This is a genomic window from Micromonospora sp. MH99, assembly GCF_021442385.1.
Lineage (GTDB): Bacteria > Actinomycetota > Actinomycetes > Mycobacteriales > Micromonosporaceae > Micromonospora.
The window spans coordinates 143,218-169,294 of the sequence record NZ_MUZA01000004.1 but is presented as its reverse complement, the minus strand read 5'-3'; the positions used below and the strand labels follow the sequence as shown (position 1 = coordinate 169,294).

28 protein-coding genes and 1 tRNA gene are annotated in these 26,077 nt (G+C 67.1%); 9 read left to right on the top strand and 20 right to left on the bottom strand.

Going from position 1 to position 26,077, the window contains the following annotated elements; genetic code table 11:
- Positions 1 to 8: 8 nt before the first annotated feature.
- From B0E54_RS03905 to B0E54_RS03880, 6 genes are all read left to right on the top strand, one after another.
- A complete protein-coding gene (locus tag B0E54_RS03905; protein WP_234581860.1) occupies positions 9 to 1,109 on the top strand; it encodes a ScpA family protein in 1,101 nt (366 codons plus the stop codon).
- A complete protein-coding gene (scpB, locus tag B0E54_RS03900; RefSeq protein ID WP_234581859.1) occupies positions 1,102 to 2,118 on the top strand; it encodes an SMC-Scp complex subunit ScpB in 1,017 nt (338 codons plus the stop codon). The genes B0E54_RS03905 and scpB overlap by 8 nt, the downstream gene beginning before the upstream one ends.
- Positions 2,105 to 2,875 carry a pseudouridine synthase gene (locus tag B0E54_RS03895; protein WP_234581858.1) on the top strand — a complete coding sequence of 257 codons (771 nt, stop codon included), beginning with the start codon at positions 2,105 to 2,107 and terminating at the stop codon, positions 2,873 to 2,875. Before scpB ends, B0E54_RS03895 begins: the two co-directional genes overlap by 14 nt.
- 194 nt (positions 2,876 to 3,069) lie before the next feature.
- A complete protein-coding gene (gene cmk, locus B0E54_RS03890; protein WP_234581857.1) occupies positions 3,070 to 3,750 on the top strand; it encodes a (d)CMP kinase in 681 nt (226 codons plus the stop codon).
- Positions 3,747 to 5,150, top strand: coding sequence for a ribosome biogenesis GTPase Der (gene der, locus B0E54_RS03885; protein ID WP_234581856.1), 1,404 nt, complete (start codon positions 3,747 to 3,749; stop codon positions 5,148 to 5,150). The genes cmk and der overlap by 4 nt, the downstream gene beginning before the upstream one ends.
- 189 nt (positions 5,151 to 5,339) lie before the next feature.
- A tRNA-Pro gene (locus tag B0E54_RS03880) sits at positions 5,340 to 5,413 on the top strand.
- A gap of 75 nt (positions 5,414 to 5,488) precedes the next feature.
- Here the strand turns inward: B0E54_RS03880 and B0E54_RS03875 are convergent.
- The 13 genes from B0E54_RS03875 to B0E54_RS03815 all read right to left on the bottom strand — a co-directional run bounded on the left by B0E54_RS03875 (position 5,489) and on the right by B0E54_RS03815 (position 14,630).
- Positions 5,489 to 6,772, bottom strand: a complete 1,284-nt coding sequence (locus B0E54_RS03875) for a site-specific integrase (protein WP_234581855.1) — start codon at positions 6,770 to 6,772, stop codon at positions 5,489 to 5,491.
- Positions 6,772 to 6,978, bottom strand: coding sequence for an excisionase family DNA-binding protein (locus tag B0E54_RS03870; RefSeq protein WP_234581854.1), 207 nt, complete (start codon positions 6,976 to 6,978; stop codon positions 6,772 to 6,774). Before B0E54_RS03870 ends, B0E54_RS03875 begins: the two co-directional genes overlap by 1 nt.
- Complete coding sequence (locus tag B0E54_RS03865; RefSeq protein ID WP_234581853.1) at positions 6,971 to 7,180, bottom strand: hypothetical protein; 210 nt, start codon at positions 7,178 to 7,180, stop codon at positions 6,971 to 6,973. Before B0E54_RS03865 ends, B0E54_RS03870 begins: the two co-directional genes overlap by 8 nt.
- An 84-nt stretch (positions 7,181 to 7,264) precedes the next feature.
- Positions 7,265 to 8,860, bottom strand: a complete 1,596-nt coding sequence (locus B0E54_RS03860) for a replication initiator (RefSeq protein ID WP_234581852.1) — start codon at positions 8,858 to 8,860, stop codon at positions 7,265 to 7,267.
- Positions 8,857 to 9,717, bottom strand: coding sequence for a hypothetical protein (locus tag B0E54_RS03855; protein WP_234581851.1), 861 nt, complete (start codon positions 9,715 to 9,717; stop codon positions 8,857 to 8,859). The genes B0E54_RS03860 and B0E54_RS03855 overlap by 4 nt, the downstream gene beginning before the upstream one ends.
- The gene (locus tag B0E54_RS03850; protein WP_234581850.1) at positions 9,714 to 9,923 is read right to left on the bottom strand and encodes a hypothetical protein; all 210 of its coding nucleotides are present in this window, start codon (positions 9,921 to 9,923) and stop codon (positions 9,714 to 9,716) included. The genes B0E54_RS03855 and B0E54_RS03850 overlap by 4 nt, the downstream gene beginning before the upstream one ends.
- A gap of 15 nt (positions 9,924 to 9,938) precedes the next feature.
- Positions 9,939 to 10,271 (bottom strand): RRQRL motif-containing zinc-binding protein, encoded by a 333-nt coding sequence (locus B0E54_RS03845; RefSeq protein WP_234581870.1) that lies wholly within the window; start codon positions 10,269 to 10,271, stop codon positions 9,939 to 9,941.
- 776 nt (positions 10,272 to 11,047) lie between these two features.
- The gene (locus tag B0E54_RS03840) at positions 11,048 to 11,473 is read right to left on the bottom strand and encodes a hypothetical protein (RefSeq protein ID WP_234581849.1); all 426 of its coding nucleotides are present in this window, start codon (positions 11,471 to 11,473) and stop codon (positions 11,048 to 11,050) included.
- Complete coding sequence (locus B0E54_RS03835; RefSeq protein WP_234581869.1) at positions 11,470 to 11,988, bottom strand: hypothetical protein; 519 nt, start codon at positions 11,986 to 11,988, stop codon at positions 11,470 to 11,472. The genes B0E54_RS03840 and B0E54_RS03835 overlap by 4 nt, the downstream gene beginning before the upstream one ends.
- A gap of 85 nt (positions 11,989 to 12,073) precedes the next feature.
- A complete protein-coding gene (locus B0E54_RS03830) occupies positions 12,074 to 12,259 on the bottom strand; it encodes a hypothetical protein (protein WP_234581848.1) in 186 nt (61 codons plus the stop codon).
- The gene (locus B0E54_RS03825; RefSeq protein WP_234581847.1) at positions 12,256 to 13,134 is read right to left on the bottom strand and encodes an FtsK/SpoIIIE domain-containing protein; all 879 of its coding nucleotides are present in this window, start codon (positions 13,132 to 13,134) and stop codon (positions 12,256 to 12,258) included. Before B0E54_RS03825 ends, B0E54_RS03830 begins: the two co-directional genes overlap by 4 nt.
- A 107-nt stretch (positions 13,135 to 13,241) precedes the next feature.
- Entirely contained in the window at positions 13,242 to 14,177 is a 936-nt protein-coding gene (locus tag B0E54_RS03820) for a hypothetical protein (protein ID WP_234581846.1), read from the bottom strand.
- Between the two features lie 120 nt (positions 14,178 to 14,297).
- Positions 14,298 to 14,630 carry a hypothetical protein gene (locus tag B0E54_RS03815; protein WP_234581845.1) on the bottom strand — a complete coding sequence of 111 codons (333 nt, stop codon included), beginning with the start codon at positions 14,628 to 14,630 and terminating at the stop codon, positions 14,298 to 14,300.
- Positions 14,631 to 14,927: 297 nt separating this feature from the next.
- On the opposite strand from B0E54_RS03815, the gene B0E54_RS03810 reads away from it, so the two are divergent.
- Positions 14,928 to 16,199 carry an XRE family transcriptional regulator gene (locus B0E54_RS03810; protein ID WP_234581844.1) on the top strand — a complete coding sequence of 424 codons (1,272 nt, stop codon included), beginning with the start codon at positions 14,928 to 14,930 and terminating at the stop codon, positions 16,197 to 16,199.
- A 4-nt stretch (positions 16,200 to 16,203) separates the two neighbouring features.
- Here B0E54_RS03810 and cutA read toward each other — a convergent pair whose 3' ends face one another.
- The 5 genes from cutA to B0E54_RS03785 all read right to left on the bottom strand — a co-directional run bounded on the left by cutA (position 16,204) and on the right by B0E54_RS03785 (position 21,752).
- Positions 16,204 to 16,566 (bottom strand): divalent-cation tolerance protein CutA, encoded by a 363-nt coding sequence (gene cutA, locus B0E54_RS03805; RefSeq protein ID WP_234581868.1) that lies wholly within the window; start codon positions 16,564 to 16,566, stop codon positions 16,204 to 16,206.
- A gap of 411 nt (positions 16,567 to 16,977) precedes the next feature.
- Positions 16,978 to 17,667 (bottom strand): hypothetical protein, encoded by a 690-nt coding sequence (locus B0E54_RS03800; protein WP_234581843.1) that lies wholly within the window; start codon positions 17,665 to 17,667, stop codon positions 16,978 to 16,980.
- Positions 17,668 to 17,847: 180 nt separating this feature from the next.
- A complete protein-coding gene (locus B0E54_RS03795) occupies positions 17,848 to 18,264 on the bottom strand; it encodes a GyrI-like domain-containing protein (protein ID WP_234581842.1) in 417 nt (138 codons plus the stop codon).
- A gap of 73 nt (positions 18,265 to 18,337) precedes the next feature.
- Positions 18,338 to 20,149, bottom strand: a complete 1,812-nt coding sequence (locus B0E54_RS03790) for an IS481 family transposase (protein ID WP_234581867.1) — start codon at positions 20,147 to 20,149, stop codon at positions 18,338 to 18,340.
- Between the two features lie 292 nt (positions 20,150 to 20,441).
- Entirely contained in the window at positions 20,442 to 21,752 is a 1,311-nt protein-coding gene (locus tag B0E54_RS03785; protein ID WP_234581841.1) for a hypothetical protein, read from the bottom strand.
- 575 nt (positions 21,753 to 22,327) lie between these two features.
- Between B0E54_RS03785 and B0E54_RS03780 the strand changes: the two genes are divergently transcribed.
- Positions 22,328 to 22,723 carry a hypothetical protein gene (locus B0E54_RS03780; protein ID WP_308195332.1) on the top strand — a complete coding sequence of 132 codons (396 nt, stop codon included), beginning with the start codon at positions 22,328 to 22,330 and terminating at the stop codon, positions 22,721 to 22,723.
- A gap of 769 nt (positions 22,724 to 23,492) precedes the next feature.
- Here the strand turns inward: B0E54_RS03780 and B0E54_RS03775 are convergent.
- Positions 23,493 to 23,903: a contact-dependent growth inhibition system immunity protein gene (locus B0E54_RS03775; protein WP_234581839.1), complete on the bottom strand. Its 411-nt coding sequence runs from the start codon at positions 23,901 to 23,903 to the stop codon at positions 23,493 to 23,495.
- Positions 23,900 to 24,829, bottom strand: a complete 930-nt coding sequence (locus B0E54_RS03770) for a hypothetical protein (protein WP_234581838.1) — start codon at positions 24,827 to 24,829, stop codon at positions 23,900 to 23,902. The genes B0E54_RS03775 and B0E54_RS03770 overlap by 4 nt, the downstream gene beginning before the upstream one ends.
- A gap of 324 nt (positions 24,830 to 25,153) precedes the next feature.
- On the opposite strand from B0E54_RS03770, the gene B0E54_RS03765 reads away from it, so the two are divergent.
- On the top strand, positions 25,154 to 26,029 hold the full coding sequence (locus tag B0E54_RS03765) for a GNAT family N-acetyltransferase (protein WP_234581837.1): 876 nt from the start codon (positions 25,154 to 25,156) through the stop codon (positions 26,027 to 26,029).
- The last annotated feature ends 48 nt before the right edge of the window (positions 26,030 to 26,077 follow it).

The window sequence follows — 26,077 nt, the reverse complement described above, 5'->3', positions numbered from 1 at the left end:
GTCGTGCGGTGACCGCGCCACCCCTCGACCCGCCCGAAGCCGCTGCTGCGGCAGTGGTCGACGGTGTGCCACCCGCCGAACCGACTGCCGACCCGGTGGCCGACACGGCTGCGACTGGCTTCACGGTGCGGCTGGCCAACTTCACCGGCCCGTTCGACCTGCTGCTGCAACTGATCGGCAAGCACAAGCTCGACGTCACCGAGGTGGCCCTGCACACGGTCACCGACGAGTTCATCGCCTACATCCGCGCGATGGGCGACAGTTGGGACCTCGACGAGGCCAGCGAGTTCCTGCTCATCGCCGCGACCCTGCTCGACCTCAAGGCGGCCCGGCTGCTGCCCGCCGCCGAGGTGGAGGACGAGGCGGACCTCGCCCTGCTGGAGGCGCGCGACCTGCTCTTCGCCCGGCTCCTGCAGTACAAGGCGTACAAGGAGGCGGCGGCGCACATCGCCGAGCTGGAGGCGGTCGGCGGTCGGCGGTATCCCCGCGCGGTCAGCCTGGAGCCCCGCTACGCCGAGGCGCTGCCCGACCTGGTGCTCGGCATCGGCCCGCAGCGACTGCTGAAGCTGGCCGTGCGGGCGATGACCCCGAAGCCCGTGCCGGAGGTGTCCATCGCCCACGTGCACATGGTCCGCGTCAGCGTCCGGGAACACGCGGCGATCCTCGCCTCCCGGCTGCGCCGGGCCGGCACGGCGACGTTCTCGCTGCTCTGCGCGGACTGCGAGGCCACCCTGGAGGTGGTGGCGCGGTTCCTGGCGCTGCTGGAGCTGTACCGGGAGGGTCTGGTGGCCTTCGTGCAGGAGCAGGCCCTGGAGGAGCTGACCGTGCGCTGGACCGGCCCGGTCGACGGCGAGACCGAACTGCACGTCGACGAGTACGCCGGCACCCCCGCCGACCCCGACCCGGCCCCAGCGCCGGAGTCGGCGGGCGAGCCCGGGCCCGGGTCGGCGCTCGTCGCCGGGCCGGAACCGGCGGGTGAGGCTGGGCCCGGGTTGGCGGGGGAGACTGCGCCAGCGTTCGTGGCTGGGCCGGAGCCGGCGGAGGAGGCCGGCTCGGAGTCCGTGGGAGCGGGCGGAACGGGAACGACGGAGGGTGAGCCGGATGAGTGACGAGGAACGCCGGGACTCCCTGGCCGACCAGGCCGCCGCCTGGGTCCCGCCGTGGGAGCGCCCCCGCCGAGCAGCCCCCACAACCGCTGCGCCCGCTGACCCTTCCGAGGCCGACGAGTCGTCCGAGGCCGACGTCGAACGCGACTCCCCGCCAGCCGCCGTCGCGGCCGACACCGTTCCGCCGGTAGCCGCAGAAGATCGTGGGAGCACGCCGCCCGTCCAGGAGCCGGAATCGTCCACCGAGTCCGCCGAATCCGCCGGGTCCACCGAGTCCGCCGAATCCGTCGGGTCCGCCGAGTCCGCCGAATCCGCCGGGGTCGCCGAGTCCGCCGAGCCTCGTGAGGCGGTCGGGGTGGCCGAGGCCGGTGCGGCTCAGGTGGGGGAGGGGGCTGCTGGCGTACCTCGGCGGGAGATTGTGGGGCGGCGGCGGGTGACGGCCGCGCCGGAGCCCGCGCCCGACCTGCCCGACGCCGAGCTGCGCGGCGCGCTGGAGGCGATCCTGCTGGTGGTGGACGAGCCCGTCAGCGAGCTGGTCCTGGCGCAGGTGCTGGAGCAGCCGGCCGAGCGGATCGGGCCGATGCTCGACGAGATCGCCGCCGGTTACACGGCCGCTGGGCACGGGTTCGAGCTGCGGCGGGCGGCGGGCGGTTGGCGGTTGTACACCCGGCCGGAATACGCTACGTACGTCGAGCGGTTCGTCCTGGACGGGCAGTCCGTGCGGCTGACCCAGGCGGCGTTGGAGACTCTGGCCGTGGTCGCGTACAAGCAGCCGGTAACCCGGTCGCGAATCTCGGCCATCCGGGGTGTCAACTGCGACGGCGTGATCCGTACTCTGCTCACCCGCGGCCTCGTCGAGGAGTGCGGCGCCGAACCGGACAGCGGGGCGTTCCTCTACCGGACCACCACGCTGTTCCTGGAGAAGCTCGGGCTGAACACCGTCGACGAACTGCCACCTCTCGCACCCTTCCTGCCCGACGACGTAGAAGAGCTTGCTGATGCGACCCGATAACCGTTCCCCGAAGTCCGACGCCCCCGTCTATGAGGGGGCGGAGCGCCTGCAGAAGGTGCTCGCCGCCGCCGGCGTGGGCTCCCGGCGTGCCTGCGAGGACCTGATCTTCCGGCGTCGGGTGACCGTGGACGGGCGCGTCGCGAAGCTCGGCGACAAGGTCGACCCGGCCACCGCGGTGATCCACGTGGACGGGGAGCGCCTCCAGGTCGACATCCGTCTCGTCTACGTGGCGATGAACAAGCCGCGCGGCGTGGTCACCACCATGGCGGACGAGAAGGGACGCACCGAGCTGGCCGACTTCATCGGCAGACGGCTGGATCAGCGGGTCTACCACGTCGGGCGGCTCGACGCGGACAGCGAGGGCCTGCTGCTGCTCACCAACGACGGCAACCTCGCGCACAAGCTCATGCACCCGTCGTACGAGGTGCTCAAGACCTACCTCGCCGAGGTGGTCGGGCCGATCCCGCGCAACCTCAGCAAGCGGCTCCTCGCGGGCGTGGAGCTGGAGGACGGACCGGTCAAGGTCGACTCGTTCAAGGTGGTGGGCACCCTGGGTAAATCCGCCCAGGTGGAGCTGAGCCTGCACGAAGGGCGCAAGCACATCGTCCGGCGGTTGATGGACGAGGTCGGGCACCCGGTCACCCGTCTGGTGCGTACCTCCATCGGTCCGATCCGGCTGGGCGACCTGCGCACCGGGCGTCTCCGGCGGCTGACCAACGCCGAGGTCGCCGCCCTGTTCAACGCGGTGGGTGACTGACCCCCGAGTTCGGGGTACGGCTGCCGGTAGGCTCGCGACGGCCGGAACGCGGCGGTCCGGGGTGGCGTGGGTCGCCTCGGGCGGCGGCGCGCGTGGGTCCGCCAGGGACCCCGGGCATGATTGATGACGATTGACAACCGCTTGCGGCGCCAGAGCACCGGGCGATCCGCGAGGTACGGGCTGAGGAGGACACGGTGGAGGAAAACGTACGGGCCGGGCGATGTGTGGTCGCTGTGGACGGGCCGTCCGGTTCGGGTAAGTCCACCGTGTCGCGGCGGCTCGCCGCCGGCATCGGCGCGCGCTACCTGGACACCGGGGCGATGTACCGGGCGATCACGTGGGCCGTGCTGCGCTCCGGCGTGGACCTCACCGACACCGCGTCGGTGGCCAAGGTCGCCGGCGAGGTCAACCTGCGCATCGGCACCCACCCCCAGGGGTACGCCGTGACAGTCGACGGCGTCGGTGTGGACGCGGACATCCGCGGTGCCGAGGTGACCGGGGCGGTCTCCGCCGTCGCCGCGGTGCCGGCAGTCCGTGAGCTGCTGGTCGCCCGCCAACGCGAGATGATCGCCAACGCCGGCCGGATGGTGGTCGAGGGCCGCGACATCGGCTCGGTCGTGGCGCCGGACGCCGACCTGAAGGTCTTCCTCACCGCCTCCGAGGCGGCCCGTGCCGCCCGGCGCAGCGCCGAGGACGCCGCCGACGTGGCGGCCACCGCCGCCGACCTGGCCCGCCGTGACCGGCTCGACTCGACCCGCAAGGTCAACCCGTTGGCCCAGGCGCCGGACGCCGTCGTGCTGGACACGACCGAGCTGGGCATCGACGAGGTCGTCGTCCGGCTGCGTGACCTGCTCACCGAGCGGGGCGTGGCATGAGCGATCCAGGTGGATGGGTGGAGTTGCGCGAACCCGACGTCGCCGTCGAGGAGCCGACCGGCCCGCAGCCGGTGGTGGCCGTGGTGGGTCGTCCCAACGTGGGAAAGTCCACCCTGGTCAACCGGATCATCGGCCGTCGGCAGGCGGTCGTCGAGGACATCCCCGGCGTGACCCGGGACCGGGTGCCGTACGACGCGCAGTGGAACGGTCGGTCGTTCACCGTGGTGGACACCGGCGGTTGGGAACCGGACGCGAAGGACCGGGCCGCGGCCATCGCGGCGCAGGCCGAGACGGCCGTGGTCACCGCCGACGTGGTCCTCTTCGTGGTCGACGCGATGGTGGGCTCCACGGACGTGGACGAGGCCGCGGTGAAGATGCTGCGGCGCAGCGCCAAGCCGGTCATCCTGGTGGCGAACAAGGCCGACAACACGGCCATCGAGATGGAAGCCACCTCGTTGTGGTCGCTCGGCCTCGGCGAGCCGTTCCCGGTGTCCGCGTTGCACGGACGCGGCTCCGGTGACCTGTTGGACGCCATCCTCGCCGCGCTGCCGGAAGCCCCGGAGATCGTGGAGAACCGGCCGCGCGGGCCGCGCCGGGTGGCGCTCGTCGGCCGGCCGAACGTGGGCAAGTCCAGCCTGCTCAACAGGTTCTCCGGCGAGGAGCGGGCGGTCGTCGACTCGGTCGCCGGCACCACAGTGGACCCGGTGGACAGCCTGGTCGACATCGGCGGTCAGACCTGGCAGCTGGTCGACACGGCCGGTCTGCGCAAGCGGGTCGGCAAGGCCAGCGGCACCGAGTACTACGCCAGCCTGCGTACCGCCGGCGCCATCGAGGCCGCCGAGGTCGCCGTGGTGCTGCTGGACGCCAGCGAGCCGATCAGCGAGCAGGACCAGCGGATCCTGACGATGGTGACCGAGGCGGGCCGGGCGCTCGTCATCGCGTTCAACAAGTGGGACCTGGTCGACGCCGACCGCCGGTACTACCTGGACAAGGAGATCGACCGGGAGTTGCGGCGCATCCCCTGGGCGATCCGGCTGAACCTGTCCGCGATGACCGGCCGCGCGGTGGACAAGCTGGCCCCGGCCCTGAACAAGGCCCTCGCCAGCTGGGAGACCCGGGTGCCGACCGCGCACCTCAACCAGTGGCTCACCGCGCTGGTGCAGGCCACCCCGCACCCGGTGCGCGGCGGACGCGCGCCACGCATCCTGTTCGCCACCCAGGCCGGGGTGGCGCCGCCGCGGTTCGTGCTCTTCACCACCGGCCCGCTGGACGCCGGATACCAGCGCTTCGTCGAGCGCAAGCTCCGCGAGGAGTTCGGGTACGAGGGCAGCCCCATCGAGATCTCCGTACGCCCGCGCAAGAAGCTCGGCCCCGGCGGCCGAGGCAAGGCGCACGGCTGACCCTGCACACCCCAGAAATGCCGGATGGTCCCTAAAGATCATCCGGCATTTCTCTACCCCACCCTCCTAGGACGCTCTAGGCGGTGTGCGGTGGTTCGCGGCCCGCACGACCGGGGTGGGGCCTGTGCGCAGGACCGGCAGGTGCTGCGCTAAGCTGTACCGGCTGTCGCAGGGGAAGCCTTGCGGGGGCGGGACGTGGCGCAGCTTGGTAGCGCACTTGACTGGGGGTCAAGGGGTCGTCGGTTCGAATCCGGCCGTCCCGACGCAGATCAGAGGCCATTCGGAATCTTCCGGATGGCCATTTCTGATCTTGTACAGCAGCGAAGTACAGCAACGGCTCATTGATCGAGGCTTTCCCCGAGCCTCCGCAGGGCTTCCCGGGTCGTCTTGGATGAGACCTGGCTGTAGATCTCCATCGTGATCGAGAAGTCCGCGTGCCGCAGGATCGCCATCGCGACCCGGGGGTGCACGTCCAGGTCGACCAGCAGCGAACCGCAGGTGCGTCGGGCGTCGTGAACGGTGATCTTTGGGATGCCGGCGCGGGCGATGCGGCTGTCGTAGGAGCGGTTGAAGTTGCGGGGTTCGACCGGCAGTCCGTAGCGGGTCGTGAAGATCATGCCGGTGTCGTGCCAGGCGTCGCCGGCTTTCTGTCTTGTGGCCTGCTGTTGTTGGTAGCGGTGCCGCAGTGCGGCGACGCAGATGGCCGGTAGCGGTAGGGGAGCGTCGGACTCTTCGGTCTTGGTGGTCCGGTGCAGCAGTCGGCCGCGTACCCGTTGGAGCTGCTTGTCGATGACGAGACTGATGTCATGGTTGTCGCGGCAGTGCTCGCAGAACTTCTCGCCGTGGGTGGTGCACGGCTTCTGCCAGCCGTCCCAGTTGATGTGCTCCCAGGTGAGGCCGAGGACTTCGCCCTTGCGTAAGCCGAGCACGAGGACCAGGACGTAGGCGGCGTAGAGGTAATCGTCGTCGTCGCGGGAGGCTTCCAGGAACGCCCGAGCTTCCTCACTGCTCCACGACTTGCCCTTGCGGCTGCGGATCGGTGGGAGCTTCACCAGGGCCGCGACATTCTTCGCGACCAGTTCCTCCACTTCGGCTTGGGAGAGCGCCGAGCGGAGGACGGCGCGGATTCCCTTGACGGTGCGAGCCGCGGGGAGGTCTTGGCAACATCGGCCGACCGCGCAGCACTTGCGGTTCTTCGGTGGCCGGCGTTCGTCTTTCTCCTGCGCGCAGCACTGGCAGGTCTTCGCGACCTTGTTGAGCCAGGTCTGAACGTCTCGTACCGACAGCCGCCCGTCGAGTCGCTTGGCACCGATACCGGGCACGATGTAGAGCCGGCTCAGCGTTTCGTACGTGGCGTAGGTCAGCGGAGCGAGGTTCGGCTCCACGACCTCTGCGAGCCAGTACGCCATATAGCTCGCCACAGTGGGGACGTTGGTGGCGACCGGGCCGGCCTTGGCTTGCTGGTGCAGCCTCACCCACTTGTCGTGGACCTCGTCGCGGGTCTTTCCGTAGACGTACTTGCGGTCCCGTTTGCCGTCGGGCTTGGTGACCCAGACGTAGGCGGCGAACCCGTTGCGGTACGGGAAAATGGAGCCCTCACCGTTGGCACGTTTGCCGGCCATCAGGCCGCGTCCTGGCGCTCGATCTGAGTGCGGACGTATTCATCGATCCACTCCGGCAGGATGCGGCGATACTTGCCGTCCTTGACCGAGCGCAGCTCCCCGGTGGCAATCTTCATCTTCACCTTGGACAGGCCGAAGCCGAGGATCGCGGCGACCTCGGCCGGGGAATGCCACTTCGGAACGATCGGGACCTGGCTCCTATCCATGTGGTGCCTCCTTCGGGGTGATGGTGATGTAGGTGCGGCTTTCGCCGCTGTAGCCGGCGGATCGGGTGCTGGTGCGGCAGGTGACCCGTTCGCGGCCGTAGTGGGCGGTGAGTTGAGCCGCGATGGTCGCGGCGTGGGCAGTGACGGTGGCGGTCGGGCCGATGAGTCGGACGGCGACCAGGGGGCGGGAGCGTGTGGGCATGGCTTTCCTTCCGGTGTCGGGTGGGGTGTTGCGTGCGCTGTGGAGTTGTCAAGGAACGGCTTCACGGGCGTTGACACGTACGTGTCAAGCGGCCAGGGGTCGGGCGGTGGCGCGGTGGGTGGGCTGTTCGTCGGCCAGGGCGTCGATGCCGGCGAGGTGTTGTGCGCGGGCCATGGCGGCGGCGGTGTTGGCGAGTAGGGCGTCGCCGGTGGTGATCCAGCCGGTGGCTTGGTAGCCGAGTTCGTAGATGACGCGCTCGGTCTGTTCGTCGTCCCAGGTGTGGGGGTGGCCTTCGGTGCGCCGCCAGATGGTGCGCTGCAACCGGAGGAAGCCGAGGGTGACGGAGAAGGCGCGACTCTTGGTGGCGATGTGCCCGCCATAGCCGAACTGGTGCGCCCAGCGCCGAAGGCGGGCGTAGGCGGGGTGCTCTCCGAGATCCCAGCACGCCCGGATGAGCCGCCCGAGGTGCGTGCTGGGGTCGCCGTGGATGTCGACGGAGAGGTCGTCGACGCGGCGCAGGCTCAGTCCGGTTACCTCGGTGCTCTTGGTGACGTACTTGGCGATGTATCCGGTGATCTGAGCGAGGTTGACCTCGTGGCCGGGGGCGTTGACGTGCTTGAGGTCCAGGCCCTTGTCGCCCCACGCGATGTGCCAGCCCTGCCCGCCGTTGGCGGGGTGTGGGGCCGAGGTGTAGGCCGTCTTGAGGAAGGCGGCTTCCACGGCGTCGGCGAACATCTGCCGGGTGATGACGGCCGGCGGGGGCACGATCGCCTCAGGGCAGTCGGGGTTGTAGCCGTCGAGGCGGATGAGGGCGTGGTAGTGGATGACGCCGCGTACCTGGAACTCGTAGACCTTGATGTAGCGGCGGCGCAGGTCCACACCGTGGGCGCGGCCGAGGCGGCGTAGCTCCCGGTCGGCCTGTTGGATGGTGCGGCGCCACAACTCGGGTGCTTCGTGGTTCCACACGACCTGGCCGGTGTGGTCGTAGCAGTCCAGGCACAGCGGCTGCCCGAGCTGGGTGTCGGCGGCCTTGTGGCGTTGCCCGCAGCGCAGCTCGACACCGTGGAGGCAGGTCCGACCGAAGGGGTGGCAGACCGAGGCCCGGCAGGTGCAGCCGTCCTTCTTGCAGCAGTCCGCAGCGTGGACTTTCACGACCCGGTGGTGCACCGGCCCGAACGATGGGGCGGTCGCGGTCAGGAAGATCGCGATGTGCTCGTTGAGCGGCGGCAGTCCCCATCGGTCGCCTTGCAGGCCGGCCTTGATGAGGTGGTAGGTATCGCGGCGGTACAGCTCGGCGCAGGACGGGCAGACGGTGGCGCGGCGGTTGCCGCAGGGGGTGTAGATCGCGCCGTCGGGCATGTCTTCGGTGTCGACGGTGGCCATACGGTTGCCGTCGGCGTCGTTGACGTGGATCTGCCCGGCGAGGCGGATCGGGTGCTTGCAGGCGGCGGCGGCGCGGACGTGGCCGAGCCATTCGGGGTAGTCGGGGTCCTGGGCGCGGGCACGGCCGGAGGCGACGGTGCGGGGGTCGTGGCCGCGTACCCACCCGTCGGCGGTCAGATCGTGGGTGGTGCGGGTGGGGGTGGCCCAGGGCCAGTAGCTGGTGTCTGCGTCGGCGGAGGCTCCCGTGCCCGAAACCGTGGTGGTTTCGGGCGCGAGAGGCAGCGTCGAGGAGGTCACGCGGTGGCTCCGACGGCGGTGCCGTTGTGGGTCTTGTCGTTGATGGTCGGTTGGGTGGTGAGGGCTGTCAGGATGTCGGCGGCCGTTTGGGTGGGGACGCGCAGTCGTACAGCGAGTTGGCCGGGGGTGATCGGTTCACCGTGGGCTTTCGCGTGGGCGTCGGCGACGATCCGGGCACCGGACAGCAGCGCCGCAGCGGGTTTGACCGCTGGGATCGCGGGTGCAGCCGGCGGGGTCGCCGGGGCCGGGGTGTCCTCGGTCGGGGTGGTCTTCGGTGCTGCGATCGCGGGGGCGATCTCCTTCGCCTCAGTCGCGGGCTCGTCGGGTGTGATCTCTTCGATGGGTGCGGTGGCCGGGATGGTCGCGGCTGCCGGGCTGACCTTCGCGTCGGCGGTGGTGTCGGGTGACGACGCCGGGGCGGAGGTGGCCGGCACGGGTGCCGGGACAGGCTTGGGCCGGGTTGCGGTGAAGACGAGCTTGGACAGGGCGAAGAAGGCCAGCGCGGGCAGCGCGGAGACCATCCATCCGAAGACGGTCGGCTTGGCGACGGCCAGCTGTGCGGTCAGGGACAGTCCGACGGCGGCGATGAGCAGGAACATCGGGTAGCCGATCGGGCCGCTGGTCTTGCGGCGGCGGATGATGACGATCATTGCGGCGATCGGGATGAGTTCGGTGATGACAGCGTTGGCCCAGCCGAACCAGTCGGCGGTTCCGGTGGGGCTGTTGCTGATGGTCCAGTCGTGGACGTGGTTGAACGAGGCGGCACCGGCCATGGCACCGACGAGCAGCACGATGAGGACCAGGACGCCGTCCTGGAGACGTGCGGTGCGCGTGGACTTGGGCGTAGGCGTCGTCATGACGCCGCCTTGTTGGCGGGGGCAGGGTCGGCGAAGAGGGAGAAGCTGAGCACGACGGCTTCGATGTAGCCGTTGCTGCGGAGGTCGTTGGTGATTCTGGTGATGTCGTCCATGGAGCGGATGTGCCGGTTGCACGGCCATTCAACGGACATGAAGCCCGCGCCCTGGGGGACCTTGTAGGTGAACGAGATCATGTAGCGGAACATGTCGTGTCCTTTCGGCTAGTCGCAGTCGAGGCAGGTGCCGGTACGGCGGGGGATGTAGTAGGGCTTGACCTGGCCGCAGTCGGGGCAGGTGCGCCGGGCGGTGAGCGCCTTGTCGATGGCCGCACGTTGGGCGGCGGTGGCGGTGCGCTTGGGCATCGCGAGGTCGAGGCGGAAGAGGTAGGCGACGCGCTTTCCGCGACGCCACATGATTTGCGCGGCGGGGTCTTGGCCGCCGGGGCGCAGGTTGCGGGTGCGCAGTTGCCGGCGGGTCAGGAGCCCGTCGGGGGCGAACTTGAACGGGTAGGTCGGCAGGCCGTAGCGCTCGCCGGTCGGGTCGTAGAACACCATCGGGTCCTCCGAGTCGTCGGCGTCGTCTTGGTCCTGGTCGTCGTCGCCCGCAGGCGTGCTGCCGGTGGCGAAGGTGGGGTGTTCGTAGGTGTCGCGGTCGATGTCCTCGGGCAGGAACGCCGCCGAGCAGACCGCGCAGACGATCGGCCCCTCTTCGAAGGCCGTGGTGGAGATCCGCAGCTTGCGGGGGCACTCGCATTCGCACGAGACGCCGTTGTTGTTGTTCGTGCGGGTCTTGCCTTCCCCGGTCGGTTCGGGGTGGCGGTAGAAGCGCAGCGCCTCAGTCAGGCCGGTGATGGTGGCCTTGTAGCGGGCGCGGGTGAGGTCGGTCAGGGTGCAGGGCGAGTAGCCGAGCTTGTCGTCCTTGGTCGTGGACAGGCCGAGTTCGGCGGCGAGGGTGGCGAATTTCTTGTTGTGCCAGCGGCCCTGCCGGGACGTGTCCTGGATGCCTCGCACGTCGGCGAGGGCGTGGGTGGCTTCGTGCAGGAGCGTGGTGAACACGGCTTCCGGTTCGCGGGAGAGCCCTTCACCGGAGATGAGGATTTCGGGGAGCTGGGTCTCGCCGGCTTGCCAGCGCAGGGCGGCGAAGTGGCCCCACTTCATGCCCTGGTTCGGTTTGGTGGGGGAGCCGGAGCCGACGACGAGGACGGCGGCCGGGACTTCGCTGTGCTGGTCGCGGATGGCCGACCAGGCGGCTTCCAGCGCGGCGACGAGTGCGGCGGTGGAGACGGGGTTTTGACACGTACGTGTCAGGTCGGGGGTGTGGGCGGCGGTGCTCATGCGGCGGCCCTCCGGATGGTGTGCTTGCGGTAGGCGATGGCGGCGGCGCACAGCGCCTCGATGACGTCGGCCGGTTTGCGGCCGGGGGTGGTCTCCCAGGTGAAGACCGGGGCGTGCAGGCCGGCGTGGCCGACCGCGATGAGGTAGGTGTTGAACCACTCGACGGCCGCCGAGTAGGTGCGCTGGTCGGCGTCGGTGATGCCGGTCAGGTACCAGCGGGGTCGGCCGAACACAGCGGCCCGGATCGCGCCGAGGATCGACGCCGGGTAGGTGCCGGTGCGGTGACAGGCGCACTTGGCCGGGCAGGCGTCGTGGGCGTCGTAGAGGCCGGTCGGAGTCCAGCCGTAGCGGCCCAGGTAGAGGGCAGCGCGGTCAAGGACCGCGTGAACGTTGCCGGTCGGCAGAGCGGCGACGGTGCTCATCGGGCAGCCCGCCAGACGAGGAAGCCAGCGCGGGTGGGGTTCTTCTCAGCCCATACGCAGGCGTCGGCGTAGGTTTCGAGGTCGTCCTCGGTGGCGTGGGTCCAGTCGTAGTCATCGGCGGCGTCGCGCAAGACGTCGAGGACATCGGCCAGGGTGTGACCGGCGTGGTCGTTGAAGTCGGCGACGATCTCCCGGTCGGAGGAGCACAGCGCGCCGTAGTAGTTGTGCTCCGGGGTGCGGCCGTCGCGCCACAGGTAGTCGGCCAGGTGCCGGAAGGTGCTGTCGCATTCGGGGCTTTCGCCGAGCAGGACGGCCATGCGGTCGCCGTAGACAGCCATGCCGATAGCGCCGGTCACGCAGGCCGGCGGGAACGCGGTCTCGGTGGTGCAGTCGTAGTAGCTGCCCTGGGTCCAGCCTCGGATTTCGAGGTAGCGGGCGGCGCAGCGCAGGATGTCGGCCGGAGTCAGGTCGGCCAGCGCGGCGGTGGTGGTGGGCTGTTTTTGGGTAGGGTTCATGGCGGCCACGTCCTTTCGTGGGCGGTGGTTGGGTCGGCAGACCGGGCAGCTTTTCCAGGGCCTTGGCCGGTCTGTCGGCCGTCTTCTATCGGTGGTGCAGGTGGAGCCGGAGAACCACTCGCTGCCTGCCGTCGCTGACAGGAGCGGGTGCGGAGCGGAAGACCAGGGCGCCCGCGTGTCGGGCGATGGCGGTCAGGGCGGCGATGTCTTCGCCGTCGCCGATGAGCACGAGGTCCAAGACGCGGGTCGGGGTAGCGGTCGTGGTGCTCATGCCGCTGTCCGAAGGTCAGCGGGGGCGGCGAGGCCGCTGCGGCGGCGGGTCCAGGTGGCGTAGTCGGCGACGCGGATGATGTCGGCGTCGGTCATGTAGGCGGCCTTGACGCGGTTGGGGGTGCCGCCTTCGGCGATGAGGTAGCCCTCGCCCTGGTTGTTGGGGTCGATGCTGTTGGAGGAGAAGCCGCGGGCGTACCAGCCGTGCCCGAGGACGATGTCGGAGGACACGTCGTTGGTGCAGCGGCCGGCGAACCGCCACGCGAACAGGTCCCGCAATGACGGCGGGATGATGTCCGAGGACGGGCGCTGCGTGGCGGCGGCGACGATGATGCCGACGGCGCGGCCCCGGGCGACGATGTCGCGCAGCAGCGCGGCGAACAGGTCCTGATCTTTCTTGTCGCCGGCGGTGGCGGAGAAGTAGGCGATCTCGTCACAGGCCACCAGGATCTGACCGAACACGTCGTTCGGGCCGATCTTCCGGCGACGGCGGGCCAGCAGGAACGAGTACCGGTTGTCCATCACCGTCTGCACTCGGCGAAGGGTGCGGATCGCGTGGTCCATGTCGGGGCCGACGAACACGTCGGCGGCGTCCTTCCACAAACCCAGCTCGACCTGCTTGCCATCGAGCAGGCACAGCCGCACATCCGGGCACAAAGCGGCGTGACCCACGATCGTGTTCAACAGGCTGGACTTGCCCGCGCCGGGTTCACCACCGATGAGGATGTTGCGGTAGATCATCGGCAGGTAGGCCGGCTGGCCGAATTCGTCGATGCCGAGGAACACCGGGTCGAAGATGGACAAGGCACCGGCGACCGGCACCGTGTCCGCCGGACCGGCCGGGGTGGGTAGTTCGATGGTGTCCGTGAGGTCCATGGCAGGGCTCCCGGGGTCGGTTGACACGTACGTGTCACAGCGGGTGGGGGATTGGGTGGGGCGCGGACGCTTGACCCGTCAGGGGTGCGTGGTCCGCGCCGTCCCGGTTAGGCGTAGTCGGAGGGGTCGAACCCGTTCGGGCTCGCCGTGGTGTTGGGGGTGTTGTTGCGCGGCTTGCGCTGGCGGGGCGCATCAGTCGATGCGGTGGCCGGCTGGTCCGGCACGTCGGGCAGGTCGAGGCCGACAGGCGGCATGCCCGGAGAGGTAGGGGCGTTGGCCGGGATGTCGGTGGGGACGTAGTCCGGCAGCGGCGACACGATGGTGTGCGCCAGGGGTTCGCGGCGGGTGATGTCGATGCGGATCAGCGCCGCGTACTTGCGGGAGGCGCGCATGACGCGGACCTCGTTGGCCCAGCACGCCACGGCGAGCTTCTGCACCTGGCCGTCCTGCTCCAGATCCCGCAGAGACAGACCAGGGCGCAGCCACACCCAGACCCGCTCGCCGGCCGGGGTCGGCTTGGCGAGCAGGATCAGCGGGAGCGAGCCGTGCCGGTTGGTGGCGATGAACGCCGCGAAGCACAACCGCAGCCGGTGCCGCACGATCAGGCACCACACCCAGGCCATGACCCGCAGCCGGATCGGCTTGATGGCGGCGGGGACGCCGACGACCAGGGCGACGACGAGCAGCGAGCCCCACAGCGGAGTCGACTGCATCAGCGTCGTCCAGCCGTACACGGCGGCCAGGCCGAGCAGGATCTCCGGCAGCCAGTGCCAGAAGACCCGCAGCACGGGCCACGCCACGATCAGCGCGAACACCACCGCGCCGAGGACAGCGCCGAGGACGACGCCGAGCAGCCCACCCACGATCGGGTGCATGTACTCAGAGGCCACCGTGGCGGCTAGGAGGCCGACCACGCCGAGGGTGACCCAGAACGCGATGGTGGCCCGACGACGGTACGAGCGGGCGACCGGCGCTTCGATGACAGTGACTTGACCCCCACGGTTCGACCAGCCGAACGGGGACCTCTGGCTAGACTTGGACACGACAAGTCCTCCCTAGTAGGGACCTTGTTGGACAGGACGCGGGGTCGCAGACGACGCCAATCAACGGCGACCCCGTGTCCACCTCTTCGCTTCTGTGGAGCCGAACAGGAACACCAGCCGCTAGACGGCGGCGGTCTCCATCGCGGTCAGCGCCGACGCCCGGAACGCCACACCGGAGCGGACCTTCCCGTCCCGGTCGTTGACCCACGGCAGCGCCTCCAGGTCCATCGGCACCACCGGCTGACGAACAGCCACCGCCGGCATCACCGAACTGACCACCGTCACGTTGATGACCTCCGCGCTTCCCTCCGACAGGGCGTAGAGCTGCACCGCCCACATCGGCTGCTTCGTCTCCCGGTCGAACTTCTGCTGACCCGTCTGGTCCAGCTTCGGAACCGGGTTCACCGCTACCTCGTACGACACCTTCGAGGTGTCCAGCAGCAGACGTCCCATGACTGACTCCTTCTCGACTGGGGGCAGACGCCCCTGAACCTAGACTCAGTACCTACTCGGTACTGACTACAACGTACTGACTGGGTCAGTACACGTCAAGCATCGATCCTTCTGGTCCTCAGCGGACCCAATCGATCCATGTGCATCAGCATGGCTCCGGCTGAGGGGCTGTTTCTTGCCTCGCGTGGGGGTACCCATGGTGGGTAGGGTCGGGAGCGAGTGGTACGAATGCATGAGCTGTCAGGACGTGGAGGGTTGATGCATCCTCAGGTCTCACCAACTGCTATCCCCCCGCACGTGCTGCAACGCGCGGATATGCAGGATGCAATTGCCCGCCACGATTTTGGCGCAGTCTTCGTCCTTGCCCGTAAATGGGCAGGTATTAGCTATTCAAAGATCGCCGAGGCTTGTGAAATAAAACCCGAGCGAGTCGGGACTCTCGCCCGGGGGCAGGGGAGTATAGCGACATACGAAAAAATCGCCGCTATTTCTGATGCACTACGGATTCCCGGCCATATGCTGGGTCTATCTCCCCGAGGCTGGGAGGCGCCCTCCGCGTTGGAGGCGGTTAGGTCGAGCGGAGATGAGGCCGTGAAGAGAAGAGACTTTCTGCGTGTTTCGGCTATTGGTGCCGGAACGGCTCTCGGTATTCCGTCATTGCTAGAGGAAGTCCCACGAGGCCGGATCGGTTCCGATGTGCCAGCGATGCTCGCACGGCGAACCGCTCGTTTGCGTCGCCTGGACGACGTCCTGGGCGGCGGCGATACGTCAGGTATCTATCTCGCCGAGTACAAGGCAACTAAGGCAATCTTGCGTGGCAGTAGCTATTCGGCGGCTACCGAGAGCAAGCTCTTAGCGATTCTTGCGGAGCAGGCTCAGCAGGCTGGATGGGCGGCTTTTGATGCCGGTGATCACGATGCCGCCGAACGCCTGTACAAGGAGAGTCACAAGGTGTCGACGCGGATATCGGATCCCGCTCTTGCTGGAAACGCTCTAGCTTTCCTGGCCTACCAGACGATCGGTAACAACCCGAAGGCAGCCGTGGAGGTCGCGGAAGCCTCATGTGCGGCAGCCGACGGGGGAGTGCCGGCCACCGTCGGGGCGTTGTTGCATGAGCGGCGAGCCTGGGCACACGCGGTGGCAGGGAACGCCAGGGAAGCGGACGAGGCGCTGACCGCTGCCCAGGCTGCCCTGGCAAGCAACCAAGGCACGCCCCAGCCGGACTGGTCGAGCTGGGTAGATGAGCAGGAACTACAGATCATGGCAGGCAGGTGCTGGACCGAGCTGCGTCGGCCGCTGCGAGCCGTTCCGCTCCTGGAGGATGCGCTCCGCGGCTTCGATGACGCCCATGCTCGGGACAAAGCCTTGTATTCTTGTTGGCTCGCAGACGCGTACCTGACGGCGGGCGAGATCGAGGCGGCAGCAGGGATCGCGGACCGAGTTCTCAGCCTCTCAACAGGGGTTGCATCCGTTCGTCCACGTCAAAGGTTGCAACCCATCTTGCGGCAGCTCGCAAGTCACAACAGCGTGCCGATGGTGGCTGACTTGCTAGAGAAGGCTAGATCCTGATCCGCTAGCTTTCCTTGCCTGGCTCGACTGTCTTCCGTACCCACGACAAATAGGAGTCAGATCCCGCGACGATCGGAACTGCAACAATCTCTGGATTGTTCCAGGGGTGATGCTCCGTGAGATACGCCTGAAGATCTTCGAACCGGTCAGAATGAGTCTTGAGTAGGAGTTGCCATTCTTCGCCGGTACCGAATTCGCCTAGGTGCCAGAAGGCCGATGTCACGGGTCCGATGATCTGGGCTCCCGCTGACAGCTTCGCCTCGACAATCTCGCGAGCCAGCTTCTCGGCGGCTTCACGGGATTCTAACGCCGTAGACACCTGCAAGAACGTGCCACTCGGGTTGGCTTCGGCAGTTCTCCCGCCAATCCCGAGCCTTGGTCGTCCTTCGTTCCACGTGGTGATGGTCTCCGGCCGCCAAAGGTGAGTGCGTCCAAGAGTTCGGTCAGGCTCGGGCATCTGATTGCGATTCCGGTAAGAGCTGACCGTTCCGATCTGGACGCCGAGATAGGCGGCAACGTCAGAAGTCGTCCACCACTCAGCGCTTGGGTCAGGTGTCGTCACGCCTGCATTATGCCAAGTCGGGTCGACTTTGCCACCCCCGCCGAGGTGGCGTCGGGGCAGCCCCGAGGGGTCTAGTGGTCACTGCGTGGAAGTCTCAGGGGCGATGTTGGTGCCAGGATGGTCCAAGGCAAGTCGGGGCTCCGCACCCCAGGACGTGCGGGCAGCAGCTGCGAGCTAAGCCGCCGGCGCCAAGTCCTGGTTGAGTCAGTGCGAGTCCTATTCGGACCACCACCTCCTATCAATCTTCGTCTGAAGGTGTTTGACAAGCCGACGTCGCCTTACGGCAGCATGACGGCGGACCCAACGGCTTGGATGACGTATCCAATAGGGGACCCCATATGCTTCGGCGGCCAACTGCATCAGTGAACTACCTTGAGGCAAAACCGCGCTTCGGGTGGGCTGATCGCTTCCCCTGCGGTGCCAAGTAACGCCAGCGGCGTCTCTGAACAGGATTTCGAGCACAAAGGGTCGTGGATCACGGGTTTTCCACGCCTCAAACGGCTTAGGATCGTCAAACACCCACTGGCCTTGGACTCGCGAATCGGCAGTAACGATTTCAGTGGAACGGTGTAGGACGCTCCGACCGGCAAACAACTCGTGGTCCAGGTCATCCGAAAGCTGCGGACAAACGATCAAGTTGGAAATTGGCGCAGGGCTCTCGTTTCGGACGAACCAGAGGACGCCCGTCCACCCGTCCTCCTCATTGCCGCTGTAGTGCTCGACGCCGACAACGATCAGTTGAGCCTGGCCAGAGTCGGTACTTTCCTTCTCTTCCCTCCGGATGCGGATTTCGTGGCGGAGCAGGAGGCCAGTGAAGAGGACGGCCACTGTCGACATGACTAGGCCGGCGATACTTCCCCAAGCCTGCATCCAATCGGTGATCTTCGGGGCCTCGGTCGCGAGCACCGAGCCAGGGTAGGCCACAAGGGCTACTCTCTCTTGCCATAGATCTGACGGGCCGAGGCTAGTAGTGTCGGGTCTCAGGACTTGCGTGACAGATCAGTCTCGGGACGTGGGTGACACGTCCGGCTAGACGATCATTAGTTGGGCCGTGGTCAAGGGGGTCGGCTGTGGCGGTCGGTCGGTTCAGGCTCTGCCTCGTATCGGCATGAGCAGGTCGATCCGGTCGTGGCGGCGGTAGTACTCGATGCTGGGGCGAGTGTCGTCTCGGTCTCCGGAGCGCCGCAGCTGTTCGAAGGTCGGGGTGAGCAGGGCGTAGGCGGCGGGTTGGGGACCACGCACGGTTGCGCTCAGGTATTGGCCTCCTGGCACGACGCCTGATTGCAGGCCGAGTTGGTTAGGGTCGTCGCCATCTCGGATCTGGACGCAGCAGCGGTAGATGCCGGAGTCGTCGAACACGCCGAGGAATTTGCGCCCGCGCAGCGACCCGAGCAGGGTCTCCAGGTGGTCCCAGGCTGGCCCGATCTCGTCTGATCCGTCTTTGGCAGCGACGAACATGACCGGCGTCTCGGTGCGCTCGACTCGCCTGAGCGGTAGTTCCATCTGCGGCCTTCCTCGGCGTTGGTCCGTGTGCATAGAAGCTACTCACCGCCTCTGACACGGCGGGTCCTGCGAATCAGGTTCCTGTGGTCCGGTCGGCGCTTCCACGCCGTGGAGGTTCCGGCTTGCGGACCTTGAACCTGGCGATGGCCTTGGTGGTGGTGCGGGGCACTTCGAGCAGGAGTTGGTCGCCGTCGTGGACGCGGAAGGTGGTGTCGGCGGCTTCGACGGTGAGGGTTGCTCCGGCGTGGGCGTTGCCGACGTGGATGCGTTGGCCGGCGATCACGAGGGCTCCTCGGCAGCTGACGCGGCGTTCCACTCGCACAGGTTCGGACGCTGGGGTGGGTGGTGGTCCGGCGGGGCGGGCGTCGCGGATGCCGGCGATCTCGGCTGGCGTCAGGGGGTTGGGCAGGCTGCGCAGCAGGACGCCGTCGGCGGTGATCTGCATGAGGCCGCGGTCGAGTCGGACGGTGAGGCGTCTGCCGGCGAAGTGGTAGCCGACGGGGTGTTGTCGGCCGGCGAGGCTGATCAGGCCGGTGGCGTTGACGAGCCGTTCGATCTCGATCGGGGCGCCGGCCTGGACGGGCCCGGTGGTGATCGGTGGTGGCCCGGCTGGGTGGCCGTCGTCGGCGAGGAGCTGGCGCAGGTGGGTGGGGGTGAGCCGGGACGGGACGGTCTTGAGTCGGACGCCGTCGAGGAGCAGGTGAACGACGGCGGTGTCGGCCCACAGGGTGACCGGTAGTCCGGCTCGGGTGGGGCTGAGCCAGAACTGTTGCCCGCAGACGGTGAGGTTGCCCGAGGCGGGAACGAGACGGGTGACCTCCACGGCCAGGCCGCCATCGCCGCTTGGCGACGCGGCGGCGACGGACGCCGAGTCGGCGGATGACGCATGCGCCGACGGCGGCACAAGCGGCGGCTTTCGGGGAGCGGGGATGGTGGTGGTCAGCATCGGTGGAAGCCGCAGCGGCAGCTGCTCGTCCGCAGGAGAGGTCGTGAAACGGTCCGATGGGAAGGCCATGCCCAGAGACTGGTGCGGCCGTTCGGTGTTGTATTCGTGCCGGAACACGTCGATGGCGGCCTGGGCCTCCTCCGGGCTAGACCAGACCTCGACGTCGTCCAGGAGTTCGCGTTGCAGAGTCTGGTGGAACCGTTCGACCTTGCCCGTGGTGGTGGGTGAACGAGGCTTGGTCAGCCGGTGTGTGATGCCGTTCTCCCGGCAGATCCGGTCGAACATCACCTCCCCGCCGCCACGACCGAACCGGGCGGTGAACTGCTTGCCGTTGTCGGTCAGGACCTCCTCCGGAATCCCGAACCGTGGCAGGGCTTCGGCGAAGGCGAGGCAGACGGCCCGGCCGGTGGCCCGACGGACGACGGCGGCGATGACGCAGAACCGGGAGTGATCGTCGACGCCGGTGACGACCTTCGCCTCACCACCGTCAGCCAGCTGGATGCCGCCAACGATGTCCAGCTGCCACAGTTCCATCGGCTTGCCCCGTTCCCATCGCCGGTAGTCCTCCCGCCGTCGGCGGCGGGGTGTCGGGTCGACCAGACCGTGTCGGATCAGCACCCGATGCACCGTGATCCGTGACGGGATCGGCCCGGGACAGTCGCGCCGGCCGAGCTCATAGACGAGGCGACGGGCACCCCAACGGGGATGGTTCCGGCGCAGCTCACAGATCAGCGCCTCCACCTCCGGTGGCGTCTGCCCGGGCGAGGAGCGCGGTCGGCTGGATCGGTCGGCAAGCCCTTCCAGGCCCTCGTCCTGATACCAGGCCAGCCAGCGGTGCACCGCTTGGCGGGAAACTCCGAATCGTTCGGCGACGTCCGTGACCGTGGATCCTGCAAGCACGTCCTGGACGGCTCGGTATCGCTGTTCCATCACGCTCATCTCCACCAACACTCGGCGGAGTGTCACGCAGGTCCTGATACCGATGTGTCACGCAGGTCCCGAGACCGGACACGGCCGAGGCTAGTAGGCGTGTGAGGAGTTTCTGTACGAGATCAAGGCGGCCCGCTTCGCAGGCCGCTCGCGCTGCCGAACCTGGGCCAAGCCTTACGGCCCGCCGCCGCGCCTCTGGCCTTCGGCCGCCAGCGCGGCGGTTACAGCCCGCCGGCAGCGCGAACACGGAGAAGCCCCGGGCCGCCGATGGTTAGCGGTTCCGGGGCTACTGCTGAAAGGGTCAGGTAGAGCCGGGGTCTGAGGGTGCTGGCACTCGCCTCGCCAAGTACGCGATAAACGGTCCCGCCCCGAGCCGGGCATCGACGAGCCTTTGCAGAGCCTCCTCTAGGGAAACTTCATAGTCAGATTCTAAGCGGCTCTCGATATCGCGCTTCCGCTCGCGCATCTCTGCGGCCGTCTCCTTAAATACCGCCTCGTTCTTCGAGTGCTTGTATCCAAATATCACTTGCAGGAGAAGCGCAACCAGCAAAAGCGGACCGTAGAAAGCGGCGAACGTGCTGAGCAATACCGCCCAGGTGCCGGAGGGGGATATACCCGAAATGCTATTGCCGTAAAGCGACAACAAAGACATGTACGCAAAGTGCAAAAGGAACGGGTCGCCCGCAACGGTGAATTGCTGAGGAAGGGCTTTCCATAGAGCGTAATTCGCCAGCGTCAGAATTCCTGCGGACTGCAGGAAAAGCCAAACGAACGACATTACTGCCATTGCAAGTTCGGCACTTGTCCTCCGGTAGCGATCGAGCAAGACGACGTAGAAGTCTACGAGCTTTACCAGCAGTAGGCCCGAGGAGATCGAGAGACCAAACTTCTCAAGCTGCGCTTTATTGAACTTTACGACTTCGGCGCTTTTGAGCTGAGGGTCAATCCCCACTGTAGTCCATAGACGTTCCGAGGTAAATTGCTTGCTAATGAATTCCTTCTGACTCCGCAAGAATATCGATGGCGTAAAGCTCCCTTTGAGCGCCACAAGATAGTGGTAGACCAGGGATCCGACCAGCAGTCCCGCCGCCCCGCATAGCAACGGAGTATTATTTGATACCAGGATGATGAGCGCGAGGATCGATTCAGCAACGCGAATCGCAAAGTTGCGCTTGAACTTGCGGAAAAGCCTGAATCCAATACTCACTACAGCAAGCGCGAGAGTCCAACTCTTCCTCATGTAGAGCAGGCGGGGTATGTGCCAAAAGAATACAACGAGTGGGAAGAAGGCGATGTAGGCCAGCCACAGAAACGCCTTCTTTGCGACTAAAATAAATGTCGCTAGCAGGGCGAGAATTACAAAGAATCGATAATCCACAAGAAATGTAAGCGATGGTGCCACCCGCTCAAGCACCATCCTGTCAACATCGACGAGTGCAAGCTTCGTGACGGCGAGCAGCCAGGCCGCAGAAGCAGCGATGTTCGCGATTCGAAAACGCCTACGCCAATTGACCTTTGGTTTATTAGGATCTTCCGGATCCCTCTTCGCGGCCTGAATAGGTGGATCCATCACGCTGGTATCCACTTTTTCCCAGATCGAGAGGATTGTCATTCGAGTACCTAAGCTGTTGGCGAGTGGATCGATGGATTCTAGTACCAGGGCACACAGGATCGGGCTGCGACACACAGGGCGCGGCCTGCGTACTCCCGGCTCGAATGCGCAGGGCCTCCGGCGGGGTCCTCAGGCGCTCTGGGATGGTTGGCGCCATCACGACACCCTTCGTCCGGGCAGAGCCGAGTGGGTGGGGCCTGCCCGGTCAAGGTCGTTCAGACGGTGGGGTGCTCCACCTTGACCGGGCAGGCCCCACCCACTCCACGAGGTGCGGACGAAGGCCGACGGGATGGCTGAGGGCGCAGCCGGGTGGTTGGGGCCGGAGATCATCGGGCACACATCCGGCACAACTGCGACCGGCAAGGGCTGTCAACCACTGTCAGGCAACGGCAAGGTTCGCCCAGGCCAGGACAGCGATTCGCCCGGTTGCGGATGATCCTCATACCCCATGCTGGATTAGTACGTGAAGTCTGGCCGGACGGCATGGAAGGCCGGTGGGTCGCAGGGCCACTGTCGGATCGGCGACGATGGCAAGATCTTCACGTTCCGCATCCATGTCGGTACTCTTTGCGGCCATGGCGTCGCGTAGCAAGTCGAAGCTGTGGCAGTACTGGGGCTATGGCGTTCTGGCAGTCCTTCTTCTGTCGCTCGGTAGCGCGAAGTTTGGTCCCGCCGTCTACCTGGTACTGCTGGGCCTGCTACTCGTCTTCGTTCTCTTCACGGCTCCGGTCTTTTGCGGGGCGATCAACCGTAGACGAGGCAGTCTGGTCGAGTTCTGCCGGAACAACTCGACCGGACTGATATTGGGCTGCCACCTCCGCCAGCACAAGTGGCAGAAGTTTGGGCGGGAGTGGTGGTCTCTCGGTTGGCGTCAGAAGAGCGAAGGACTTTGGACAGGAGGCCAAGCCAAGATGGCCACCCTCAGCTTCGTTGTCGGGACCGTCGTGAGTGTCGTCGGGCTTTTCAAGTAGGCGTCCGAGCCAGGGGCCAGTACAGCAGGGAAGTACAGCAACCGACGGGACCTGACGGGACCGCACAAGGTGTCTATGCACTGTCGGCCAGCGCAGCGGATCGAACGAGACCCCATTGCCGATCTCTGGGGGTCAAGGGGTCGTCGGTTCGAATCCGGCCGTCCCGACAGACAAAAAGCCCTGACCAGCGGAAACGCTGGTCAGGGCTTTTAGTTTGTCTATGGGGTTTTGAACCGTCCCCCGAAACCCCCCGTTTACCGGGGCGGGCAATCAGGTTGGTCATCCCTGTGCATCGTTGGGCAGGTGTGCGGGCCGCCCCCCGAGCGGCCGACGCCGCGCGGCTCGGGGTACCAGGCGCGGTGGTCCAACGGCGAGATCTCATCCCGTTCCAGATATTGCACACAACCCGGACCACCGGTCAGGACGACGACGTCAGGCCCACGGCCAGTCACGCCAACGTGCATTGCACAGTCTCCGAGATGGACCGTCCGCGACTCCATGTCCGAGAACGCTACCCAACATCGACCGTACGGATAGGGATCAGTGCGGGTGAGGTGTCGCAGATCAGTTGGCGGACAGGTTGTCGCGCATCAGCTGACGAAGGAACCACGGGGTCCCAGACATCGCCCTTGACCGAGGACCAGTCACCAGAAGGACTGGCCAAGCGATGTGGAGCCGCAGGCGCTCTGGGCGTCACGGCCGACCGAGTGAGGGCTTGAAAGAAGTGCCGTACGTGCACCGCATCGCCCTTCTCAGAGATCCGCTGTCATCACCCTACGAACCGCAGGATGGCGTCACGAATCTCTCGGTACGGGGCACGAGGTCCAAGGTCGGGGTCAGAGAACGGCGGAGCGGCGAGGAGTTCGGCCAGCACCGACGCCAATCGCCTGCGTTGCGGTCCCAGGTTCGACCAGGCCGAGTCGGGCAGCCGCAGCACGGTGCTGAGCAGGTCGCCCGGATAGTAGGCACCTTCTGCCAGGGGTTCGCGGAGCAGGACTTGTACCGCGAGAGGCAGCAGCGCCGGCACGCCGATCTCCTGCCCGAGCATGATGCGCATATCTTCAACCGTGAACTCAGCCAACGGCGTGCGGCGCAGCTCTGTGCAGCGCCGCACGACGAACGTGGCGTCCGGGCCGGGGGCTGGCCACACGTCCCGTTCAAGCTGCTCGATGCTCGTCATCCGGTCAGGGTAGTGCTGGCCTCGTCAGGGCCGGTGCCTTCCTCACCTCGTGACGGCGGGATCCGCCAAAGGGTCCAGGGGAGGGGCGACCCACCCCCGAGATCGGCAGCGAACACGTCCTCTGCGACACCGAACATGGCCGCTGGCGACGCGCGCACCGTCGACACCTCCGCGTCGCTCGTGTCGAGGGGCGGATTCAGGCTGATCCACGCCACCGGGCTGAGCTCGCCGGAGCACAGCAACAGCCCGTGTTCGTAGGTGTCGAGGAGGATCCGGTGGTCGCTCAGGAAACATCCGTACAGGGTGAAGACGACGTCGTCGATCGCCAGATCGTCCGCGTGGAGCCGAGCAAGGGGGCGCCGGCTCGGCCACTCCAGGACGGATATCTCATTATCGAAGCTGGGGTGCGGCATGAGCAGCAGGCGATCCCCGGAGGGTGCGAAGCTCGCCGCGACCACGTTCTCGGCGACAAGCTCCACCTCGATCCTGTCGTTCAGCACTTGGGCGACATAGATCGAAGCACCGTCCTGACCCATGGCCGCATCCAGGACCACCGACCCGTCGTGCGGATGAGGCACGGTGGTCACACTGGCGTCCACCGCATCGAGAACGGCTTGGTCCAGGACATGTCCCGAATCCAGATCGACCAGGAACACCAGATGTTCGCCCTTGGCGTCGTACTCGCGGCCCTTGTATTCCAGCCGTTCCAGTGTCGGCGCGGTGACCAGCAGACGGCCGCCTGGCAGCAGCGTCGCGGAATCGGCTGCCGCAATCTCGACCGGGATTGTCCGGCCCGTCGCCATGATGACGACCCGACGGGTGTCGGTCACGACGACTGTCGCGAGGTCCGGACTTGCGGCAAGAAGCTCTGCTGCCGGTGGTACGTCCAAAACAAGCTGGTGGATCGGCTGCAACTGCTCGTCCAACACACGTACGGTTCGGTCGAGTAAGTGGTATCTGGCCACCGGCTCCAGCGAGCGTGGCGCGAGAACACGATCCAGTTGTGAATCCGGGAGTCGACGTACCCATTCCGCTTCGATCCGACGCACTAGATCATCCTGCCAACATCGGGACAGGCTGTCATCAGCCCCGTGGCGCTACCGCAACGACCAGGACCGGCTGAGCCGCTGCCGGACCATCAAGGCGGTCTCGGCCCGTACGGTCGTGGTGCTGGACTTCGCTAGCCTCTGCACGTGATCTCCTACCGCACTGGTGCTCCCGCAGACCTCGACCGCGTGACCTCGTGGATCGTGACCGAGCCCGTTGAGTGGATCCCCGCCGACCGTTACCTGGCCGAACTGGCCGAGGGCATGTACCGGCCGGAATGGACGTGGATCGCCGAGCACGACGGCCGGGTCGTGGGACGGGCGTTGTGGTGGGGGCCGAAGGGCAGCGCGCATCCGGTCGCGCTCGACTGCCTCGACGTGGATCCTGCCGTGGGCGACCGTGTCGCCGTCGCGGCCGAGCTGATGAGGGCCGCGCTGGCCGGGTTCCCGGAGCCGGTGCAGTACAGGATCAAGGTCGCCGGTGGCTGGCGCGACGATCCGGCCACTTCGGCGGCCGTGTCGTGGCGGCGGGCGGCGGCGCACGCGGCGGGCCTCACCCGGGAGGTGGAACGGCTGCAGTTCGAGTGGGCACCCGCCGACGGGGTGCCGCCCGCGGCCGGCAGGCTGCGGTTCGCCGAGGCTTCCGACGAGGAGTTCCTCGCGGTGTTCAGGAGAATCGCCGAGGGCAGCCTGGACGCCCAGACGCGTGCGAACCTGGCCGCCAAGGGGGTGGACGCGACCGCGCGCGAGGAGATGGACTTTTATCTGCGGGCGCCGGGCAAGCGGGAGTGGTGGCGGATCGCCTACACGCGCGACGACGAGGTGGCGGGCATGGCGATTCCCTCCGCGACCGCGTACAACGTGAACGTCGGCTATCTCGGGGTGGTGCCGGAGTTCCGCGGGCGCGGCTACGTGGACGAGGTGCTCGCCGAGATCACCCGCTTTCACGCGACCAACGGGGAGGCGCACATCACCGCCACCACCGACATGGGCAACGGCCCTATGGCGGCCGCCTTCCGTCGCGCCGGGTACCGCAACACGGGGATCCGGATCAACCTTTCCAACGACGTCCAGCCCTAGACCCCCGCCGACCCCGCACCGCACGGGCTCGGGCCGGATACATACGGC